Consider the following 20,173-nt stretch of genomic DNA (forward strand, 5'->3'; position numbering starts at 1 on the left):
ATAGTTTACTCGCTAAAACTACCATAAGCGGATAATAAACCCAATTTATTACAGGCATAAAAAAAGCCCAAACTGGGCTTTTTTATTCTCTCTCACAATTTTACAAGGTCGCTAGATGCGCTTGTAGTTTTTGGTTCTCAGCTTCAATATGCTGATAGAACTCTAAATCTTCTAATTTACTCGCGGCAGCTTTATCAATGATGATCACCGCATCTTTATGAAGTTGCAGTGCTGAAGCTGGGCATTTAGCCATTAACGGGCCTTCTACCATGGCATGAACGGCATCCGCTTTACTTGCACCCGTTGCTAAAAGCACAACTTTTTTGGCTTCTAAAATAGTGCCAATGCCCATAGTGATTGATAAATGCGGTTGATATTCGCCTTCTGCAAAAAATCGTGCATTGTCTTCAATCGTCGCTTTCGTCAGTGTTTTTACACGGGTGCGTGATGTCAAACCTGATGAAGGTTCGTTAAAACCGATGTGACCATTACGGCCAATACCAAGTAGTTGTACGTCAACACCACCAGCCGCTGTGATTTTTTGCTCATATTCAGTACAAGCAATAAGCGGATTTACTGCATCACCCGGCGGTACATGGGTGTTTTGTTTGTCGATATCAACATGGTTAAACAGCTGCTCATTCATAAAGTAACGGTAACTTTGAGGATGCTCGCCAGTTAAACCTAAGTATTCGTCTAAGTTAAATGTTGTCGCTTGGCTAAACGAAATATCGCCAGCTTTATTTTTTTCGATCAGTTGTTGGTACAAAGCAACAGGTGTTGAACCTGTGGCAAGACCGAGTACCGAGGCTGGTTTTTTTAGTAATTGTTTAGCAAAGATGTTGGCACCATACGCTGCAACTTGGGCTGCATCATCAAGAATCACTATTTGCATATCGATTAGCTCTAATTATAAGTTGGAAAAAAATGGGACCTAAAACCCAACCCCACGTGCAATCGAGCTGGGTTTTAGATCAAACCACTGCCAGGATACGATGCAGTAGCTACAACCATTATGACAACGCTGTCATTATCACTTCTAGTTTTATCTTTGTAAAGTAAAAGTGAATAAAAAATTACTCTTTTTGTTAGTGTTTAATAATTATCAAACACTAACAAAGATCTTACGGCGATACATCCAATGCAACACCAGCATTTGTACTGCTAATAATGCAATTACCGCCATCAGGGGTTGCCATGCCGCTGGCACAGCTCGAACCACCCCACCAAATACGCTTTGGCTTACATAACCCCAATTCACTAGACTTGACGCTAAATAAATAATAATCGAGTTTGCACCTATGATCACAAATGGATACGCAGCGCGTTGCCCCGGTAAAATATCAACCAGTGCATAAAATGCGGCGAGCAATATGGCACTCCAGCCAACGGTCACAAGCACAAATGAGCTGGTCCAAAGTTCTTTATTTACTGGGAACTGTAAATCCCATAACCAGCCTAAGCATACACTTACCACACCTGCGGCGAACAATAAGGCGGTCATTTTCCACTCGCCAATTTGCTGAGCACGAGCCACTAATTGACCGGCAAACACGCCCATTAATGCATTAACTATCGCTGGGATATTCGACAACACACCTTCAGGGTCTACTACACGGTTTTGATAACTAATCCCCGGCAGTAAGTGTGCATCAAACCATGCATTCCAACTCCCTGCTGCTGAAAGGTCACCAGCACTGCCACCCGGCACTGGAACAAAACAAAGTAGTAACCAATAACCCACTAAAATAGCCGCAGCGGTAATAATTTGTGTTCGTAAACCAGTATGCCAAACCAACATTGCACAGAAGAACCACGCAATAGCGATGCGGCCAAGCACACTGGCATAGCGAATTTCATCTAACGCCATCGGCATCCCTGTGCCCCAGCCGTGGTTATACAAAATACCTAATAAACACAATAGTAAAAGACGTTTACCCGCCTTACGGTAATACACTTTGCGCTCATCAAACGGTAAATGGTCAATGCGTTTCGGGGCTAACCCCATCGCAACACCCGATAAGAATATAAACAATGGGAAAATCAGATCGTAAAATGTGAAGCCATGCCAAACGCTGTGCACGGTGTGTGCTTCAAAAACTTTCCAGCCAGTCCAGCCAGTTAAAACGAAGAGCGCTGCGAAGAGTGACTGTCCGCCTAATATCCAAAACATATCCATGCCGCGCAGTGCATCCAGCGATGCCAAACGTTTTCTTGTTGGTTGTGTTGTTGTCATTGTATTACCTTAAATAGAAAAAGCCCCGCGATACAACGGCGGGGTTTTTACCAGGGAAGCTTGTTATAGCGCTTTTCCAGCAATAAAGGTGGCTTGTACATTTTGCTGTGCGTCTAACACTACAAAGTCAGCGTCAAACCCGCTCAGTAAGCGACCTTTTTTATGTAAACCTAAATATTGTGCAGGATAAAGTGATGCCATACGTAAGCTCTCAGCAAGGCTAACATCCAATGTGTTCACTGTGTTGCGCACCGCACTTGCCATATCAAGTACGCTGCCTGCTAACTCACCGGTCGTTGAATTTAATCTATCGCCAGTACGAATAACTTTACGGCCATCAAAGAAATCAAACTCCATATCATCAGTCCCCACAGGTGGCATTGCATCTGTGACTAACATAATTTTTCCGCGCTGTTTGCTGCGAATTGCTAATTTAGCTGATGATGGGTGTACATGATGACCATCAACAATTAAGCCGCACCAGCTTTTATCATCCCAAAGTGCAGCACCCACAACACCAGGCTCTCGCGATGTAAATGCTGACATAGCATTAAATAAGTGGGTAAAACCATCTGCCCCTGCAGCAAGTGCTGCATTTGTGGTCGCAAAGTCTGCATTGGTGTGGCCAATTGATACTTTTACACCACACTCAACCAAGCGCGCGATATCATCAGCACTGACATTCTCAGGTGCTAAGGTAACCATTTTAATGCCTAAGTCTTGGCGGGCATAAATTGCAAATTCTTGCTCTGTAATAGGGCGAATAAATTGCTCGCTGTGGGTGCCTTTTTTCGGCAATGAAAGGTGCGGTCCTTCGAAGTGCACACCCATTACGCCCGGAACACCTTCAGCAATTGCTTGTGCAGTTGCATCGGCCGCTTTTGCCATGACTTCGACTTGGTCAGTGATCAGCGTTGGCATAATCGCTGTTGAACCAAACTGACCGTGTGCTTTGGCTATTCTATCTAAGCAATCTGGCGTTTGTTCAGCGTTAAAAAACGCCCCGCCACCGCCATTCACTTGCACATCAATAAAACCGGGGGCCACTAACCCCGTTAATGCAACGGCATTAGCATCTGCTTCAACATGCTTAAACACACCATTATCGACGCTAAAATATACATCAGATAAAAATTCGTCACCGGTAAACAATGAACTTGCATGATAAATCGTCATTACAAACTTACCTCTTGGTTTTGTTCAAGCACAGATTGCTGAGCAAAATACACAGCGCCCATTTCCGGTGGTTGAATAGGAGATTCAACGCGTTTCGCAATATCTTCTGCAAGCCATTTATTTAATGGCTCAGCTAAACCGCCAATCATAGATAAACGTGGCGGGTTATTCTCTAATAAACGCTGAGCTAATTTACTGACGTAATCAGCACCCTCTTTAACAATCGAAACCGCAACTTTGTCATTGTTATTGGCTGCTTCAAATACATAGCGGGCTAATTTAGCAAAACTACTCGAAGGCTGACCAGACATTTTTTCAACAATCGCCATCGCATTGTCAGCTGCAAAATGCTCGGTGATCACGTTAGTCAGATTTGTTGCTTCGCCTAGGCCATCAAGGTCTAGTAATGTCGCTTTTATTGCTTCAAGACCCATCCAGGCGCCACTGCCTTTATCTCCCAGAGCAAAACCATGACCGCCAAAGTTAGTTGTGCGACCATTTACACATGAGAAACCACATGAGCCAGTACCTGTGATGATCACCGCACCATCACTCCCTTCATGGGCGCCGATACAGGCTGTATGTAAGTCGGTGGTGAGGAACATTTGTTTGAATGGATGCTCCCATTCCATAATCTTGTCGTACAAACTTGGTAGGTTTACGCCTGCTAAACCTAAGCCGGCATAAAGCTGATGAACGGTTTCAAGCGGTAAACCCGCATCACGAAGTGCTAATTGTGTTGAGACCATAATTGATTCGAGAGTACGTTCCAAACCATGTAATGGATTTGCAGGACCACCTAGGCCAGTTCCTAATACACCTTGTTTAACAGAGTAGATAGTTGCTCGACATTTCGTTCCGCCACCATCGATACCAATAAACAATTGGTCCTCATTCACACTCTTCGCCATCATTTAACGACCCCTAGCCTTCGTTTAGTTTTTGTCTAAATCGCATTATTTTTCTTATCAGAATGCGAAATCATCTCAACCTTTGTTGATTTAATGTTACACAACAAATGACAGCGTTGTCATTATATTTTTTATAAAAATTCGTATAACTTTCATATTTATTTTTAATTTATTGAATTAAAACGCTTTATTTAACAGACAAGAAAATTAGAAACCACATCAACAATGTCCTATAACACCTTTATTTATGCTTTTTTGCATAATTTAGTGCGTTGTGCGTGACTATTCCTTTATTTATCATCAAGTGTAGCTAATGTTAGCTTAGCTGAAATAATACTTTAGTTAAACATTTTATTTTTATAGGAATATTTTTTCACCTTGATAGTAGCAGTGAATCGTCAATACAATGAAATTCAGCAGCAGATTGCTTTAAGATATCAGCGGTGAGGTACTCTGCCCCATAGACATCACACGGTAGCTGATACTTATTCGCTAAGTGACCTAGTAATAATGCAAAATCACCATCACCCGAAAGTAATACCATTTTATCGAGCTGCTTAGCATGCTCTAGCATATCAATGGTTATGCCAACATCCCAATCCCCTTTCGCACTACCATCTTTGCGTTGAATAAAAGGTTTCAGTTTTACCTCAAAACCAATTGCGCGCAGAATATTTTGAAACTGCGATTGCTTTTCATCGCCACGATATATTGCATACGCAATGGCGCAATCAATTTGATAGCGTTCGCTCATTTGTGCCCAAAAGGCATTGTAGTCAAAGTTTTTCTTGTAGCTTTCTCTACAGGTGTAATAAATGTTTTGTACATCTACAAAAATACCGGCTCTTGGCTTATCAGCTGCTGACATAGTTTTCTGTTCTTTAGTGATTTGTGTTCACTGTAGCATATCTAGGTTGATATTTACGAAAAAGTAACCTAAATTGGTTACATAAAACAAAGTAACCAAATTTGGTTACTTATCGCGATGTAACTAAATTAAGTTACTTAATCTAAGGGATCATAATGATTGCGGTGATCAGCGGTGATTTAATTAAATCACAAAAAATTCCACAGCAAGAATACGACGCCATGCTTTATCAGCTTGATCAAAGCTTGCGCTTTGTTGCCAAGCATTTTAATGCAAGCTTTACCATTTACCGTGGCGATGCATTACAAGTACAGCTAACAGAGCCAGAACTGGTGTGTCATGCAGCCATCTTGTTGTATTTGCAAATGAAAGCAGCCAATTACGAGCTGCGACAAAGCTTGGCCATTGGCTCACTCGATAACCCCCGCGCCGATATTAAAACAGCCACAGGCAGTGCTTATACCTTATCAGGCCGTGGTTTAGATAACATGAGCCAGCAACGCTTAGTGTTAAATATTGAAAATAACACCCTTGAAGAAGGCTTTGCGCTTAATATTGCGCTTATTGAAGTCCTGCTTGAAAAAATGAGTCAAAAGCAGGCTAATGCCCTGTTTTATTACTTAACCGCCGAGAACAACAGCCATGCAGAGCTTGCCAAAGAGCTTAATACGAGCCGAGAGAATGTCACTAAGTTACTCAACCTGGCGCATTATCAACTTATCGAGCGCTTTATAAATTACAGCCAAACCACACTCAAAGGATTGTTATGACCAGTTTTGCTCTATTACTCACCGCATTAGTATTGGGCCACTTACTTGCAGACTTTTATTGGCAGCCAATGAGCTGGGTACACGACAGAAACAACCGTCACTTTCGTGCCAGTAAACTCTATTTGCACGTATTAACACACGGCGTGACCTCTTTAGCTGTGCTCACACTATGGGAATACACTTACGGCTGGCAAGAGTTCTCTCGTGTATTGTTAGCAACGGTTGCAATTATGCTAAGCCACTATGTCATTGACTTGGCAAAGTCATATTCAAATAAAGGCGTAGTGCCGTTTTTACTCGACCAGTTGGCGCATCTTGTTGTGATTGTAATGCTAAGCGTTTGGCTTAGTGATAAGAATGAATTTTATAGCTTAGCGTGGCAAAAGCTGATTGCCCTCGATACTTTGTTTGTTATTGCAGCTTATTTATTGGTGCTTAACCCAAGCTCTGTGTTTATTCGCATGATGCTAGAGAAAATCAATATTCAGATAAACAATGAAGGCAGCATTCCTGCCGCGGGGCATTTTATTGGCTTGCTCGAGCGAGTGTTAATGTTGAGCTTTATCTTGTTAGGTGAATACGGCGGCGTGGGCTTTCTACTGGCGGCCAAATCTATCTTTCGATTCGGTGATTTAAAAGAAAGTAGCGAAAAACAACTTACTGAGTATGTCATGCTGGGCACTTTGTTAAGTGTCACCGTGACACTCTTTATTGGTGTCGCCACCTTATATTGCATTAAACTCATTTAAAACAAAAAACGCGCAATTGCGCGTTTTTTGTTTTTACTGCTATTAACTATCCGCAGCGGGCTTACGTCTTGGGCGAGATGGCCCCGATACACGCTGACGATTACCCGCAGGTTTATTACCTGTTGGTTTAGTGTTATTTGATTTATTCCCGTTGTTAGCGCCTTTTTGGTTTTGGCCTTGCTCTTTACCCTTACCCTGCCACTTACCTTGTGAAGGACGCTTTTGCGATTTAGGTTTTAGCTTTTGTGCAGGTTTTGCTGCACCTTGACCATCTTGAGCTGGTGCTTTTGGCTTTTTCGGTTTCTTTGGCTTTTTCGGCTTGATAGGACGCGTATCTAGCGGCTTTTCAGCAACCGGTTTGCTTGGCTCAAAACCTGCTTCGGTTGCACGCGGAATAAGCTCACCAATAAAGCGCTCAATACCATATAAATCGTCGGCATCATCTACTGTTACAAACGAAATAGCATGACCCGATGCACCCGCTCGGCCTGTACGGCCAATACGGTGTACGTAATCTTCATAAATATTCGGTAGATCGTAGTTAACAACGTGAGGTAGCTCAACAATATCAAGACCACGGGCAACGATATCGGTTGCAACTAGTACGCGCACTTCACCCGATTTAAAGCCTTCGAGTGCTTTAACACGAGCGCCTTGTGATTTATTCCCGTGAATGGCAGCGCCGACAATATCATCGCGTTCAAGCTGCTTAACTAAACGGTTCGCACCATGCTTAGTACGACAAAATACCAATACTTGCTGCCAATCGTTAGTACGGATCAGGTGGCTAAGCAATGCTGTTTTACGTGATTTATCTAGCGCATAAACAGATTGAGTAACCGTTTTAGCCGTGGTGTTTTTTGCCGCAACTGAAATCTCAACGGGGTCATTAATGAGCCCTTTTGCAAGTTCACGAATTTCATCAGAGAACGTCGCTGAGAACATCAGGTTTTGACGTTTAGCAGGCAATTTAGCAATGATACGTTTGATGTCATGAATAAAGCCCATATCAAGCATACGGTCTGCTTCATCAAGGATCAGCACTTCTAAATCATCAAACTTAACAGCATTTTGATTGTGTAGATCTAATAAACGACCAGGTGTGGCCACTAAAATATCAACACCTTTACGAAGGCGCATCATTTGTGGGTTAATTTTAACGCCACCATAAACAACAAATGAGCTAACATTTGAATGCTTAGCATATTGCTCAACATTTTCGCTTACTTGTAGAGCCAACTCGCGAGTTGGAGCCAATACTAATGCGCGTACTTTATTGCCACCCGCTTTAGGGCCCTTTGACAAACGCTCGATTAACGGCAGTGTAAAACCTGCTGTTTTACCTGTACCAGTTTGCGCTGCGGCCATAACATCACGGCCTTCAATGATCGCAGGGATAGCTTGTGATTGAATAGGCGTAGGTGCTTCATAGCCCTTTTCTAAAACTGCATTTACTAAAGCTGGTGATAAACCTAACCCATCAAAACTCATACTATCTCTCTTTAAAAAATTCAGCCGATTCGGCGAAGTGCGCGCATTATACCTAGGATAGTCAATAATGCATGGAATTATTTGCAAACTAACATTTAATGCTGAACTTAGCAGACAAATTTCAGGCATAAAAAAAGCGGCTCTAATGCCGCTTTGTTCTCATACTCAATCTTTACTTAACACCAAGTTCGCGTAAACGCTCTTGTAAGTAGCTGTCTGCTGTGTAGCGCTCAGAAAGCACAACATCAGGACGCGGGTGTAAGAATAATGGTAACGAAATACGTGATTTCGTTGACGCTTTGCCCGTTGGGTTGATCACACGGTGAATCGTTGATGGGAAGTAACCACCTGACGCTTCTTGTAGCATATCACCAATATTGATGATCAGGTTACCAAAATCACATGGTACGTCTAACCAACCGCCATCTGTTTTTTGTACTTGTAAACCTGGCTCATTTGCCGCAGGTAATACAGTTAGTAGATTGATGTCGCCATGCGCTGCTGCACGGATTGCACCTGGCTCTTCATCACCTGTCATTGGTGGGTAATGAAGAATACGCAGAAGTGTTTGCTCAGAGTTAGCAATCATATCTTTAAGGTCGATAGAGAACTTAGCGCGCACCTCTTCTGGTGCTTCAGCTTGAACCCAGCTTAATAATGTTGCTGCAAACTCATTCGCTAAACGGTAGTACTCACGGATTTCTTCTTCTAGCTGTGCTGGAACACGGCCTTTTGGATAAACGTGGTAGTACTCTTTAATATCTTTAACGGTAAAGCCTTTTGCAACTTCTGACACTGATGGTGGGAAGTAACCATCTTGTGTTTCTTTTGAAAATAAAAACTCGTGCTTTTGCTCAGAATTAAAGAATTCTTGCCAATTTTTGTAAATAGACTCAACTAATGACTGAGGGATTGGGTGATTTTTTAGTACACCGAAACCTGTGTTTCTTAGTGACTCAACAAATTGAGCGGCCGCATCGCTCGCTTTATAATCAACGGTAGGTAAATGTTGCATTTGTCTTTTCCAGTGAATAAGGTTCAAGAAGTCTGTGCTAAGCATAGCATTTCTTCATTATAGCGCTTCGCGAGGATAGAGAAACACAGGTAAAAACATAAGGACTTATGTCCGCTCCACCTTGCTTAGCTCCTTAACTTTGATACAGATCAAGCAACAAATCATTTGCTATTTATTAGCAAGTAAAAATGCGTTGAGCTCTTTACTCATTCGTTCTACAAGCGCTTTTGGGCCACCATCATACATATCGTTATGGTGCGAATCTTTAAGCTTAATTTGCGTCACTGGGTACATAGCAAGTTCTTGCTGCGTTAGCAATACGTTGTCATCTGCTGGAAAATCGCTACCGCGTAGTGTCAGTACAGCAATATTTTTGTTTCTTGGGGTCAGCATACGGCGATGATCAAGGGTGATCAGCTTAGCTACCTTAGCAGGATAAATAGAGGCATATAACGCTGCAATATCACCGCCATTTGAGTGTCCAAATAAAGTGAGCTGATTAAAGTCATACGCAGGGTATCGCTTTGCAAGTTCTACGGCTAAAAACTCAAGGGTTTGTACACCGCGGTGCCAGTTTTCCATGCGTGTGGTCATGTAGGGTGGCTCAGGGTTTAAACTCGGATCGCCTTTTAACTCATGAGCCACTTCAACCGTTAAATAACCATGCTGATGAAAGGCCTGCTGGGCAAATTGATACTCTGTATGCGCCATACCATAGCCTGCCCCAATAAACGCCACGGGGCATTTCTTTTTTATCGTGCATTTGCTATCGGCTGCTGTAATGGTCACCGGAATATGGCGTGCCCGCTCAGTATCAAACAGTGTCTCTGTTTGATTTGCAAAGGCTGTTTGCCCGCAAAGCGTTAAAGCGAGCAATAGCGCCGGCTTTTTAATATTTAACATGCTAATTTGAATTCTAAACTACGTTTAACCATAGGCCACTCACCATCAATAATTGAAAACACCACGGTGTCGCGTACGCATCCATCAGCCATTATTTGGTGATTACGAAGCACCCCATCTTGTTTCGCCCCTAAGCGAGCAATGGCATTGCGCGAAGCCTGATTATGCCAATGGGTACGAAACTCAACAGCAATCACATTAAGTATTTCAAATGCATAACTCAGTAGCAGTTTTTTACAATCAGTATTAACCCCAGTACGCTGAAAACGCTTGGCATACCAGGTATAGCCAATTTCTAAACGGCGGTTTTTACTGTCGATATTACAAAAGCGAGTTGAGCCTATCACCTCATCGGTGTGTTTATCGATGACAGCAAATGGTATTGCGCGACCAAGTGACTGTTGTTCAAACGCCATATTTAAATAATCGTCAACACGTTCTTCATTGGGCACTGAGGTAAACCAAAGCTCCCAAAGCTTTCCATCTGAAGCGGCGTTTACTAAAGCATCACGGTGCTCAAGCGTTAACGGCACTAATTTAACAAATTGACCTTCTAAGGTGATGGGGCTTAAATCCATAACTTTCCTTAACCTTAATTAGTAATAATATTTAATCCACCAGCTCTATATCGAGCCCTGCTAATAAATCCAAAGCGGCATAACGTTCAAATTTGGCCTTACTGATATTGTTAGCTGTTATATCAATGGCGAAATGACTGGCACCAATAAAATTAGCTTTACTGAGGTTGGTTTGTTGAAACAAACTGTCACGAAAGTCCGTATCAGTAAAATCAGCAGATGTTAAATCTGCATGTCTAAAATCAACATCTTTGGCAAAACAGCTACGCATTTTTAAAGCTTTTAAACTAAGTTCAAAAAAGCTGCTGTGGCTAAGTTCACAGCCAACAAAACTCACTGGAGCACGGCTGGCGAGTAGCGGCCAATCAACATCAGTAAAACGAACACTGGTTAATTTACACTGTTTAAAGCTTACTTCTTCAAGCGAGGTGTATCTAAGCCCAAGCGTAGCTAAATTACAATTTTTAAACTCACACTCTATAAACCGGCAGTTTTCAAACTGACTATTGCTAAAGTCACAGTCGATAAATTCACATTGCTCAAATTCGCAATGCGAAAATGTTTGCCCTGCAAGGTTTGCTTCAAAGGTATGCTCAAAATAAAGGGAATGGCTTGCAATCACGCGGTGGTCTCAATATCTTGTTTAAGCGCAAGTACAGCAATAAAAATAAGACCAAACAATGGAATTAGCCCTAGTAACCCACCAATAACGGCCACCACGATTGGTGTTGAGGTTTTACGCTTACCTAAGAAATAGCTGATAGCGGCAAACAGTGGGAACAGAACAAGTACAAAATAACCTAAAAAAGTTGCACTGATATTCATACTCTTTCCTTGAAGAACATACCAAATATTCATTTAAGCACAAAAAAACCCTAAGGCATACACCTTAGGGTTTTCGTTGATCAGCTTATAAATTATTCAGCGTCTTTCGCTACAACATCAATTGCAAGCTCAGTTAATGCATCGGCATTTGCTTTGCTTGGTGCATCTGTTAATAAACATGATGCTTGCGTTGTTTTAGGGAAAGCAATAACGTCACGAATATTATCAGTACCGCATAGCAGCATAACTAAGCGGTCAAGGCCAAACGCAAGACCCGCATGCGGTGGCGTACCATATTTAAGTGCGTCAAGTAAGAAGCCAAACTTGTCTTGCTGCTCTTGCGCTTCGATACCTAAAATTCTGAATGCTGTTTCTTGCATTTCTGCATTGTGAATACGTACCGAACCACCACCAACTTCGTAGCCGTTTAATACCATGTCGTATGCATCTGATAGTGCACCAGCTGGGTTTGCTTCAAGCTCTTCAGGAGAAATACCTTTTGGTGCAGTGAATGGGTGGTGAACCGCATGCAATGTACCTTCGTCGTCTTCTTCGAACATTGGGAAGTCAACAACCCATAATGGTTTCCAGCTATCTAGATCAGTAATACCTAAATCAACACCAATCTTAAGACGTAACGCACCCATTGCTTCGTTTACAACGTTGCGCTTGTCAGCACCAAATAAAATGATGTCGCCAGATTGTGCGTTAGTACGCTCAAGTAACTGGTTGATCACCTCTTCGTTTAAGAACTTAGCGATTGGTGACTGTACACCTTCAACGCCCGCTGCACGGTCGTTCACTTTCATCCATGCTAGACCTTTCGCGCCATAGATACCGATGAATTTAGTGTAATCGTCGATTTGTTTACGAGAAAGCTCAGCACCGCCTGGTACAGTTAATACAGCAACACGGCCTTTTTCGTCATTAGCAGGACCAGAGAATACTTTAAACTCAACGTCTTTTACTAAATCAGCAACGTCTACAAGTTGCATTGGGTTACGTAGGTCTGGTTTATCAGAACCATATAAACTCATTGCTTCGCTGTATGGCATTACTGGGAAGTCGCCTAAGTCAACGTCTAATAATGATTGCCACATTTCGCGGATCATTTTCTCAGTCATTGCACGCACTTCATCAGAGCTCAAGAATGACGTCTCTAAATCGATTTGTGTGAATTCTGGCTGACGGTCAGCACGTAAGTCTTCGTCACGGAAACATTTAACAATTTGATAGTAACGGTCAAAGCCCGACATCATTAATAATTGTTTAAATAACTGTGGTGACTGAGGTAAAGCGTAGAAGCTACCCTTGTGAACACGGCTAGGTACTAAGTAGTCACGGGCACCTTCTGGCGTTGCTTTTGTTAGTACCGGTGTTTCGATATCTAAGAAACCGTTGTCATCTAAGAAACGACGCACAAAGCTGCTCGCTTTTGCACGAAGTTTGATACGGTCGCTCATTTCAAGACGACGTAAATCTAGGTAACGGTATTTTAAGCGGCGCTCTTCAGAGTTTTGCTGATTAAAATCAAGTGGTAATGGCTCTGAACGGTTGATGATAGTTAAGCTTGTGCCTAAAATTTCAACTTCACCTGTTGCCATGTCTTTATTTACTTGGCTATCAGGGCGTGCGCGAACAACACCTTTTAACTGCACACAAAACTCTTGACGTAGTTTATTCGCAGTATCCATTAATCCTTCTACTTCAGGATCAAAAACAACTTGTACTAAACCTTCTCTGTCACGTAAATCGACGAAGATAAGACCACCAAGGTCACGGCGTTTGTTGATCCAACCACATAGTTCAACTTCTTGATCTACGTGAGATTTATTTAGCTGTCCGCAATATATAGAGCGCATAGTATTCCTGTCAGTTAAAGACTTATAGCCGCCTGCTCTTAAGAGTTCGCTATTTTGAGAGCAAAAGCCACTATACAAAGTAATCATTTAAGGCAGAGCATTATACCCAAACCATCGCAAAATGCGAGTGCCAGCAGTGCCTGTCGGGGGCTAAATATACACCCCGACTTCTGAGCAAACATTTCTTTTGATACACTAGCTAAAGTTTAAATTTATTGGTTGATTTAATGCTGTATTTAGGTTGTCCGCAGTGGTCTAGCACCGCATGGAAAGGAAATTTACTCTCTAGTCACTGTAAAAGCGCCGACATGCTCAGTGAGTATGCGCAATGCTTTAACTCAGTCGAGGGCAACACCAGTTTTTATGCTGACCCAAGTCACGAGTCATTATTACGCTGGCATGATGCGGTACCCGAAGACTTTAAATTTACGTTTAAGTTTCATCGGCGTTTTAGTCACGAATTACAACTGACGAATATAACTAGTGAGCTTAATGCGTGGCTAAACTTATTTGAGCCAATTTTTGCTAAAACGGGGCAAATCATGTTGCAGCTACCCCGCGCCTTTGGACCAGATGCTCTCCCCCTTCTTGCTAATTTTATTGCACAACTACCCAAGCAACTTAGTTACGGTGTAGAAGTCCGTCACCCCGGCTTTTTTAATAAAGATGATGCAGAAATTCGCTTAAATCAGCTGTTAATTGAAAATAATATAGATCGCATCAGCATGGATACCCGCGCTTTGTTTGCAGTACCCGCCGATACCGATGCACTCATTGATGCGCAAAAGAAAAAACCTTATCTACCTGTGCATGCCATTGCGACAGGAAATCAGCCTATGCTGCGCTTTGTGATTGCCAGTCTTGAACATGAATACAAGTCGTATTACCAGCCATGGCTGAAAAAAGTAAAACAATGGCTTGATGAAGGAAAATCACCCTATTTGTTTTTTCATACCGCAGATAATCGCCAGTCACCACTTTTAGCAAGACAGTTTTGCCAAGATTTAGGTTACAATCACCCCGTGCTTGCACCTTTTATAGGTGAACGCGAAGCAAGCCAAAGCAGTTTATTTTAGCGCCCGATTTATCAGAGAAAACATGAAAGATTACAGCCGTTATTTTCAAGGTTACCCGCCTCAAATCATTGAGCAAGTGTTACAGCTATTTAATGGCGACAGGGCCGCAAAATACCTTAAAGGCAAATACCCTGATGCACATAGCATTACCAGCGATAAAGCTTTATACAATTACGCCACTGAACTAAAAAAGCGCTACCTTAAAAATGCCCTGCCTTTTGGTCGTGCCGCATTCAAAAAACAAGGCGATATGGTCACAAATGCCTTAGGCACCCATACTTTTCGTATGCAAGGTAAAACCCGAAAACACGATCTTGCCATTAATAGCGACCTGCTTCGCGCACCTGAACCACTTCTCAAAGCACTCGTCGTACATGAGCTGGCTCACTTTAAAGAAAAAGACCACAACAAAGCCTTCTATCAACTTTGCTGCCACATGGAGCCGCAATATCATCAACTAGAACTAGATTTAAGAATATTCAGTGTGTTGGTAGGTGAAGGGAAAAATCCGTATTAAAACTATCAGCTAAAAACTGATGGCTGAAAGCTGACAGCTAGACTTCTGAAACCTCAAACCTTCTTTGCCCTATCAGCTGCCCAGACTCGGTAACCACTTTAACGACCCATTTCCCTGCAGCATTAGCAGGGAAATTCGTTTTATGGCTCCACGCTCGATAACCCTCTTTACGACCACCAGAAATATCCAAGGCTATGCGGTCAACTTCTTTTCGATTATGCACCCAAACGTGGAAGATTTTTTCATTTAGCCCTCGCGGTGCTTTTACCGCACTAAAACTATATAGACCGTTTTCATGTAAGCTCTGCTCAGTAAGTTCTGTTATTGGCGAAAGCGGTTTACGAACTTGTGCATCTAACTGATATGACATACTCATATCGGTTAAACGCAGTGCCGCAGGTGGCACAAAACTACGTAATTGCCAAAGCCCGGCACCTAATGAACAAAGCAATAACACCAACAACGGAAAACGCCACCATTTAGCATTGGGCATCAAATTGCCAAGACTGGGGACCGTTAAAATAACCGCTGTTATCAGTGCAATTTCAAAACTTTGGCTGGTCGTTAACTTTAATAAAATTGGTAAGGTAACCGACAGCACGACAAACAAAGAAAAGCTATGAAACACACTAAACCAGACACTGTGCCTTGCAAGCTTTTTGTAATAAAGGGGATCAACAACAGAAACGAACGCACAAAGTATAATTAAAGCGGTAAACGCGGCCTGACCATGGTCCCAAGTAGTCACCGCCAAGAAAAATGGTAAAGCAAAAAACAAACTTTCTTGCTGCACAACTTGCAGCGCAAAGCGCATTACGTTGGGCGACACTGCCACACCAAAACGCTCCTCTACTTTATCTCTTAGCCAGTTATCTATTAACAACCACAACCAAGTGACTAATAATAAAATAGAGATAAGCTGCGAAAACGATTCTTTTCGCTCAACAAAGACATAGCTTGCTACACCACTGCAAAAAGCCAACACCGCCATCAACCCCGGCCGCTTCTGCATCATGAAAACAAATTTAGTTATAAAGTTTTTTAAGTAATTCATGCAATCATCAAATCCATTTAAGGCTTTATGAGTAAAGCATAAATTGGATGAATGTAGGCTTTAAAACGAGCTTTAAGTTCAAAGCTTTAAACTGTAAGTTTTGAGCCAAGACTAGTTACTCAACTGCATCGATTATGCAGATTCGTAAATAACAATTTGACTCAACCACCAGTTAAGTTCATCGTCAATTTGCCATACATCACATGAATTCAGCTGTTTTAAAATTACCTGCTTATCAGAGTGACAACACATAGCTTTTAATACATGATTACCATTTTCCCAAAGTGTTGCTCTTGCTATAAGGCCATTGCCTTTAATTTCGATGTATTGAGCTTTAATTGGCTCACCCAATTGAGCAGAGAGAACCACCTTGAGCTTTTCAATTGTCAAAATTTTAGATTTTTAATTTCTCCAATTATCTAATTCTTGCAGCATTATTTTCCTCAACATAAGAATGTAAGCAATTGCTACCAAGCAATATTTTTATACCGAGGTAGCTTACAAGGCTCTTAACCTAATGAGTCAAAGCAAATTTCCGTATAACTCTCATGTGAAATACCTAGGGTAAATTTGCCATACTCAGCTTGATTAGATTCGCTATATTCGAGCCAAAGTTGTTTTGCTTCTAACAAATCAGAAATATTATCAATCTCTCGGACTCCATTAAGTACAACATGTAAAGTCTCCGATTGAGTTTGGAATGTAACAAACACTTGAAACTCACTCCCAGCGCGTTTTAACTTCAATTCAATTGCCTATTGAGTTATTTCAGTAGATTAATTTATGTATTACACACCAAGACATTAACTTAATGAAAGCTGAAAAACCATATTTCAAACTTAGGGTTTAGTACCCTCAATTGAATTTCAGCCTTGAAATAAACTCAACATAGAACACTAAGTCTTATAGCCTTTTTAAAACAAAAAAACGCAGTCTAACCTGCGCCTCTACTTTTTATTTGATGGCTGAAAGCTCATGTTAAATAAAAACACTTTTGACTATTCAATCAAACTTGGATAACTTCAGTCGAACACCTAAAATGCTTGAAATTATTTTTTCACAGTGGAGGGGTTGGAGAATAGAGGTAGATTATGCACGTTAAATTGAAATTCACTTTAATACTTTCTTTATCATTACTTTCTATTGGCTGCGCTAAAGCAGAGCAATGTGCAGCATCAATGCAATTAGGTGAAACTACTTTGTATTCAGAGTGTCGAGGTGCTGAAGCAATTTCATCTAGTACTATACTCTCATCAATGAGCCTAGATGAAGCATTCGAGATGATGTTGAATATTTTAGAGTCTAAGGGTGATATTCAAGCTTCAAAAAACGATTTATATGTTTCTATTTTTTCAATAATGCAGACAGAAAAATTTAATTTTAGAGTGACTTCTTTTCCTAACGGGATATTATTGGCTTCAGAGAATACTAGCGCAATTTATCTGAAAATAGATGAGAAAACATGGTTGCAGAAAGTACTATAAAATTCTGCCAGAAATGTTAAAAAGCGCGGTCTGACCCGCGCCTCTATTTTCTCTGACGGCTGAAAACTGATAGCTGACAGCTCAAGTCTTTGGTCACAAACCAAGTTCTGCCATAAAATCATCATCTGCATCGTCTGCTTGTGATGATGCTTTTTGCTTTTCAGCTTTTTGTTTAGCTTCGTTTTCGATGATGTCATCCGGGTCAACCGCTTCTGAAATATCAAAGTCATGTAGTTTGATAAATTCAGTTTTATCCATGGCTAATTCTAGATAGAAGATATTTTGCTTCGCTGTGGTGAAGGTCACACGGCGTGCTTGTGGTCTATCCATAGTGGTATCAACAGAGATTTGCACCTGCTTATTAATTGCCATCATCTTAGGTTGGTTTTGCGTGATAGAAGTATGCAGCTGGTCGCGTACTTTTGACGTAAAGTCACCAACGATTTGGTTCATCAGTTCGCCGAGTACGTTTGCCACATCATCTGATAAATGGCTTTGTGCAATTTCTTCTTCTGGCATTCCCATGTTACGCATGTAGTCATGGTAAATTTCCATGGCAGCTTGCGCGGTGAAGTTTGTTACCACAAGACCGGTAAAACCACCATCGAACAATACAAAACAGCCAATATCTGGGCGCATACAGGTGCGGGTGATTTTTTGAACCATGGCAGAATAACTAATACTGTTACCGCTTGCTGAAGACAGAACTCCAGTCACTGAATGACACAGAGTTGATAAGATATCTTCAGTACTGATCACTTTGCTTTTTGTCATTAAACTTCTCTTTTTTGTACTTGTTATTGATAATTCTAGCCAAGCTACTGAATTTATCACTGACTATCCAGTTAAAAATGCTAAAATAGCGGTATTATTTTTTAAAGAGACTGTTCACGTGACGCAAAAAGACAGTATTTATGCCACTGAGCAAGCGGTTAAAGACTTTAGCTTTGACCAACATGTAGTAGAAGTTTTCCCTGATATGATCCAGCGCTCGGTGCCGGGTTACGCAACCATTGTTAGCACCATAGGTAAACTGGCTGGCGAGTACGCGCAAAGTAATTCAAACCTATACGACTTAGGCTGTTCACTTGGCGCTGTAACGTTAAGTATGCGCCGGAATATTCGCACTGATAACTGTAATATCATTGCCGTCGATAACTCGGAAGCGATGGTTGAGCGCTGTAAATTACATTTACAAGGTTTTCGCTCTGACGTGCCGGTCACAGTTACACTAGGTGATATCAACGATTTAGCCATCGAGAATGCCTCTGTGGTTGCGATGAATTTTACACTACAGTTTATTCCACCTGAAAAGCGCCAAGCGGTGCTTGAAAAGATTTACGCAAATTTAAAACCTGGCGGCGTTTTGCTACTTAGCGAAAAAATTAGAGGTGAAAATGAGCAATGCGATAATTTGCTCATTGATTTACACCATGATTTTAAACGTCACAACGGCTATTCGGAGCTTGAGATCAGCCAAAAGCGCACCGCTATCGAAAATGTCATGCGCCCAGATCATTTATCTACCCACTTAAACCGATTAAGTGAAATTGGTTTTAGCCAAACGCAAGTGTGGTATCAATGTTTTAACTTCTGCTCGATGATTGCAATCAAGTAATCATCACAACGATATAAAGAGTATTTCATGTCTCAATGGTTTAACCAATTTTACGCTGCGATTGCACAAAGCCCGCTTAGCCACTGGCTCGAAACTTTGCCAGGTCAATTAAAGCACTGGGAACTCGAAGCCAGCCACGGCGATTTACCGAAATGGCAAAAAGTGCTGAAAAACTTACCTGAGGTAAGCACAAACCATGTAAATCTTCAGGATAAAGTACAAATTGGCACCGGTGATGAGCTATCTGAAGGTCAGCAAAAACAGTTAACGCATTTATTAAAGCGCATGATGCCATGGCGTAAAGGCCCCTTTAGCTTACACGGTATCGAGATTGATACTGAGTGGCGCAGTGATTGGAAATGGGATCGTTTACTGCCTCATATCGAACCGTTAAAAGGCCGCACAGTGCTTGATATTGGCTGTGGCTCGGGTTATCACTTGTGGCGCATGCGTGGCGAAGGCGCAAATTTTGTGGTGGGTATCGATCCATCCGATTTATTTTTATGCCAATTCCAAGCGATAAAGCATTATCACCAAGATGAAAACGTGCATTTATTGCCGTTAGGTGTTGAAGCTCTGCCAGAGCTAAAAGCATTCGATACAGTTTTTTCGATGGGTGTTTTATATCATCGTCGTTCGCCTATCGACTTTTTAGCGCAATTAAAAGCGCAGCTTCGCCCAGGGGGTGAGTTAGTCCTTGAAACACTGGTTGTAGAAGGTGATGAGCACACAGTTTTAGTGCCAACTGACCGCTATGCAAAAATGCGTAATGTATGGTTTATCCCAAGCACCGCGGCATTAAAACTATGGATGGAACGCGTTGGCTTTAAAGATGTACAAGTTAAAGACTGTGCAATCACAACCCTTGAAGAACAACGCAAAACCCAGTGGATGGAAAACGAATCATTAGTCGACTTTTTAGACCCTAATGACACCAGCAAAACCATTGAAGGTTACCCTGCCCCTCTGCGCGCTATTTTAACCGCGAAAGCTTAACAAATAGTGAGAAGTTTCGAGTTTCAAGGTTAAAAGTTCATTTG

23 protein-coding genes are annotated in these 20,173 nt (G+C 41.7%); 7 read left to right on the forward strand and 16 right to left on the reverse strand.

The genetic code is table 11. From position 1 onward, the window contains the following. Window positions 1-100 precede the first annotated feature (100 nt). From nagB to CWC02_RS15995, 5 genes are all read right to left on the reverse strand, one after another. A complete protein-coding gene (gene nagB, locus CWC02_RS15975; protein WP_054551572.1) occupies window positions 101-895 on the reverse strand; it encodes a glucosamine-6-phosphate deaminase in 795 nt (264 codons plus the stop codon). A gap of 210 nt (window positions 896-1,105) precedes the next feature. Then, window positions 1,106-2,236 carry a transmembrane glucosamine N-acetyltransferase NagX gene (nagX, locus tag CWC02_RS15980; RefSeq protein ID WP_138619297.1) on the reverse strand — a complete coding sequence of 377 codons (1,131 nt, stop codon included), beginning with the start codon at window positions 2,234-2,236 and terminating at the stop codon, window positions 1,106-1,108. Window positions 2,237-2,299: 63 nt separating this feature from the next. After that, window positions 2,300-3,412 carry an N-acetylglucosamine-6-phosphate deacetylase gene (gene nagA / locus CWC02_RS15985; RefSeq protein ID WP_138619299.1) on the reverse strand — a complete coding sequence of 371 codons (1,113 nt, stop codon included), beginning with the start codon at window positions 3,410-3,412 and terminating at the stop codon, window positions 2,300-2,302. Beyond that, entirely contained in the window at window positions 3,412-4,326 is a 915-nt protein-coding gene (gene nagK / locus CWC02_RS15990; protein ID WP_138619301.1) for an N-acetylglucosamine kinase, read from the reverse strand. The genes nagA and nagK overlap by 1 nt, the downstream gene beginning before the upstream one ends. 370 nt (window positions 4,327-4,696) lie before the next feature. Beyond that, on the reverse strand, window positions 4,697-5,191 hold the full coding sequence (locus tag CWC02_RS15995) for a LabA-like NYN domain-containing protein (RefSeq protein WP_138619303.1): 495 nt from the start codon (window positions 5,189-5,191) through the stop codon (window positions 4,697-4,699). Window positions 5,192-5,346: 155 nt separating this feature from the next. On the opposite strand from CWC02_RS15995, the gene CWC02_RS16000 reads away from it, so the two are divergent. Together CWC02_RS16000 and CWC02_RS16005 are read left to right on the forward strand one after the other, a co-directional pair. Beyond that, the gene (locus CWC02_RS16000; protein ID WP_171043853.1) at window positions 5,347-5,961 is read left to right on the forward strand and encodes a hypothetical protein; all 615 of its coding nucleotides are present in this window, start codon (window positions 5,347-5,349) and stop codon (window positions 5,959-5,961) included. Further along, window positions 5,958-6,710, forward strand: coding sequence for a DUF3307 domain-containing protein (locus tag CWC02_RS16005; protein WP_138619307.1), 753 nt, complete (start codon window positions 5,958-5,960; stop codon window positions 6,708-6,710). The genes CWC02_RS16000 and CWC02_RS16005 overlap by 4 nt, the downstream gene beginning before the upstream one ends. A 42-nt stretch (window positions 6,711-6,752) precedes the next feature. Here CWC02_RS16005 and CWC02_RS16010 read toward each other — a convergent pair whose 3' ends face one another. The 7 genes from CWC02_RS16010 to aspS all read right to left on the reverse strand — a co-directional run bounded on the left by CWC02_RS16010 (window position 6,753) and on the right by aspS (window position 13,384). Then, window positions 6,753-8,201: a DEAD/DEAH box helicase gene (locus CWC02_RS16010; RefSeq protein ID WP_138619309.1), complete on the reverse strand. Its 1,449-nt coding sequence runs from the start codon at window positions 8,199-8,201 to the stop codon at window positions 6,753-6,755. 172 nt (window positions 8,202-8,373) lie between these two features. Beyond that, window positions 8,374-9,216, reverse strand: a complete 843-nt coding sequence (locus CWC02_RS16015) for an isopenicillin N synthase family dioxygenase (RefSeq protein ID WP_054551580.1) — start codon at window positions 9,214-9,216, stop codon at window positions 8,374-8,376. Between the two features lie 168 nt (window positions 9,217-9,384). Further along, window positions 9,385-10,119 carry an alpha/beta fold hydrolase gene (locus CWC02_RS16020; RefSeq protein ID WP_138619311.1) on the reverse strand — a complete coding sequence of 245 codons (735 nt, stop codon included), beginning with the start codon at window positions 10,117-10,119 and terminating at the stop codon, window positions 9,385-9,387. Continuing rightward, on the reverse strand, window positions 10,113-10,697 hold the full coding sequence (locus CWC02_RS16025; protein WP_054551582.1) for a GNAT family N-acetyltransferase: 585 nt from the start codon (window positions 10,695-10,697) through the stop codon (window positions 10,113-10,115). Before CWC02_RS16025 ends, CWC02_RS16020 begins: the two co-directional genes overlap by 7 nt. A gap of 31 nt (window positions 10,698-10,728) precedes the next feature. Continuing rightward, complete coding sequence (locus CWC02_RS16030) at window positions 10,729-11,319, reverse strand: pentapeptide repeat-containing protein (protein WP_235373734.1); 591 nt, start codon at window positions 11,317-11,319, stop codon at window positions 10,729-10,731. Then, a complete protein-coding gene (locus CWC02_RS16035; protein WP_138619313.1) occupies window positions 11,316-11,522 on the reverse strand; it encodes a hypothetical protein in 207 nt (68 codons plus the stop codon). Before CWC02_RS16035 ends, CWC02_RS16030 begins: the two co-directional genes overlap by 4 nt. Before the next feature lie 92 nt (window positions 11,523-11,614). Next, complete coding sequence (gene aspS, locus CWC02_RS16040; protein WP_138619315.1) at window positions 11,615-13,384, reverse strand: aspartate--tRNA ligase; 1,770 nt, start codon at window positions 13,382-13,384, stop codon at window positions 11,615-11,617. A 227-nt stretch (window positions 13,385-13,611) separates the two neighbouring features. On the opposite strand from aspS, the gene CWC02_RS16045 reads away from it, so the two are divergent. Beyond that, window positions 13,612-14,460, forward strand: coding sequence for a DUF72 domain-containing protein (locus CWC02_RS16045; protein ID WP_138619317.1), 849 nt, complete (start codon window positions 13,612-13,614; stop codon window positions 14,458-14,460). Window positions 14,461-14,482: 22 nt separating this feature from the next. Beyond that, window positions 14,483-14,977 carry a M48 metallopeptidase family protein gene (locus CWC02_RS16050; RefSeq protein ID WP_054551586.1) on the forward strand — a complete coding sequence of 165 codons (495 nt, stop codon included), beginning with the start codon at window positions 14,483-14,485 and terminating at the stop codon, window positions 14,975-14,977. Between the two features lie 37 nt (window positions 14,978-15,014). Here the strand turns inward: CWC02_RS16050 and CWC02_RS16055 are convergent, their stop codons facing one another. From CWC02_RS16055 to CWC02_RS16065, 3 genes are all read right to left on the reverse strand, one after another. Continuing rightward, entirely contained in the window at window positions 15,015-16,031 is a 1,017-nt protein-coding gene (locus tag CWC02_RS16055; RefSeq protein ID WP_171043854.1) for a DUF5924 family protein, read from the reverse strand. Between the two features lie 132 nt (window positions 16,032-16,163). Beyond that, window positions 16,164-16,421, reverse strand: coding sequence for an immunity protein TriTu family protein (locus tag CWC02_RS16060; protein ID WP_138619319.1), 258 nt, complete (start codon window positions 16,419-16,421; stop codon window positions 16,164-16,166). 119 nt (window positions 16,422-16,540) lie between these two features. Then, a complete protein-coding gene (locus CWC02_RS16065) occupies window positions 16,541-16,777 on the reverse strand; it encodes a hypothetical protein (protein ID WP_138619321.1) in 237 nt (78 codons plus the stop codon). A gap of 345 nt (window positions 16,778-17,122) precedes the next feature. Between CWC02_RS16065 and CWC02_RS16070 the strand changes: the two genes are divergently transcribed. Next, window positions 17,123-17,515, forward strand: coding sequence for a hypothetical protein (locus CWC02_RS16070; protein ID WP_138619323.1), 393 nt, complete (start codon window positions 17,123-17,125; stop codon window positions 17,513-17,515). Window positions 17,516-17,608: 93 nt separating this feature from the next. Here CWC02_RS16070 and CWC02_RS16075 read toward each other — a convergent pair whose 3' ends face one another. Then, on the reverse strand, window positions 17,609-18,289 hold the full coding sequence (locus tag CWC02_RS16075; RefSeq protein ID WP_054551591.1) for a DUF3334 family protein: 681 nt from the start codon (window positions 18,287-18,289) through the stop codon (window positions 17,609-17,611). A 118-nt stretch (window positions 18,290-18,407) separates the two neighbouring features. Here CWC02_RS16075 and cmoA point away from each other — a divergent pair, with 118 nt between their 5' ends. After that, window positions 18,408-19,133, forward strand: coding sequence for a carboxy-S-adenosyl-L-methionine synthase CmoA (cmoA, locus tag CWC02_RS16080; RefSeq protein ID WP_063706202.1), 726 nt, complete (start codon window positions 18,408-18,410; stop codon window positions 19,131-19,133). A gap of 27 nt (window positions 19,134-19,160) precedes the next feature. After that, window positions 19,161-20,129 (forward strand): tRNA 5-methoxyuridine(34)/uridine 5-oxyacetic acid(34) synthase CmoB, encoded by a 969-nt coding sequence (gene cmoB, locus CWC02_RS16085; protein WP_054551592.1) that lies wholly within the window; start codon window positions 19,161-19,163, stop codon window positions 20,127-20,129. Window positions 20,130-20,173 lie beyond the last annotated feature (44 nt).

The organism is Pseudoalteromonas sp. S2721, assembly GCF_005887425.1.
Classification (GTDB): Bacteria; Pseudomonadota; Gammaproteobacteria; order Enterobacterales; family Alteromonadaceae; genus Pseudoalteromonas; species Pseudoalteromonas simplex.